The sequence below is a fragment of the Variovorax sp. PvP013 genome (assembly GCF_050435945.1).
Classification (GTDB): Bacteria; Pseudomonadota; Gammaproteobacteria; order Burkholderiales; family Burkholderiaceae_C; genus Variovorax.
This window is the reverse complement of the sequence record NZ_JBNDLF010000030.1, coordinates 1-1,021: the sequence shown is the minus strand read 5'-3', so window position 1 is coordinate 1,021 and position 1,021 is coordinate 1. Positions and strand designations below refer to the sequence as shown.

General features: G+C 67.4%; 2 protein-coding genes. Both read right to left on the bottom strand.

Translation table 11 applies throughout. The features are described from left to right. On the bottom strand, positions 1-533 hold a 533-nt coding region (locus tag ABID77_RS22600), incomplete at its 3' end, for a TRAP transporter large permease subunit (RefSeq protein ID WP_429600739.1). Between the two features lie 12 nt (positions 534-545). Then, a partial coding sequence (locus tag ABID77_RS22595) for a TRAP transporter small permease (protein WP_429600737.1) occupies positions 546-1,021 on the bottom strand: 476 nt, incomplete at its 5' end.

Sequence of the window (1,021 nt, the reverse complement as noted above, 5' to 3'; positions counted from 1 at the left end):
AGCGCCGCGAGGATCAGCGCGGCGATGGAGACCTTCCCGCCGGCGGCCAGCGAGTAGATGATCAGGTTGTGGCTGGTGGGCATGAGCGCGCCCACGAGGGCGGCGTGGGTGGTCACGTTGACGGCGTAGTCGGCGTGGTAGCCCTCCTTCTTCATCATCGGGATCATCACCGCGCCCATGGCCGAGACGTCGGCCACGGGGGAGCCGGAGACGCCGCCGAAGAGCGTGCAGGCCACCACGTTGGACATGCCCAGGCCGCCGCGCACGTGGCCCACGGCCGAGCGGGCGAAGTCCACGATGCGGTCGGCGATGCCGCCGTAGAGCATGAGCTCGCCGGCGAAGATGAAGAACGGGATGGCCAGGAAGGAGAAGATGCCCATGCCCGAGGTCATCTGCTGGAAGCCCACGGCCAGCGGCAGGCCCTCGTAGGCGAGCGTGGCGAGCGCGGACAGCCCGATGGAGAACGCCACGGGCACGCCCAGCAGCAGGAACAGCGTGAACGACACGCACAGGATCAGGAGAGGAATGGTCATGGCGGTGTGCGTTCAGGCCCAGGCGGGCTCGACTTCCTTGCCTTTTGCAAGGGCGATGATGTGTTCGATGGAGAACATGACGATGAGCACGCCCGAGATCGTCGCGGGCACGTACTTCCAGCCCTCGGAGATCCACAGGGTGGGCAGCCGGTAGCTCCACACCGACTCGGCCAGGAGGGCGCAGTTCCAGGCCATGGCCGCGCCGAAGACCAGCACCAGGGCATGGATGAGGAACTCCATCTTCAGGCGCAGCCAGTCGGGTGCGAGCACCAGGAACGACTCCAGCCCGATGTGGCCGGCGTCGCGCACGCCCACGGCCACGCCGAACATGGTCACGTAGATCACCAGCAGCAGCGCCAGGCTCTCGGCCCAGGTGGGGGTGTTGTTCAGGACGTAGCGGCCGAACACCTGCCAGCTCACCGCGCAGATCACCGCGACGAGTCCGACGATGCCCAGCCACATGCAAAGCCGCGCGAGCGTGCGGCACA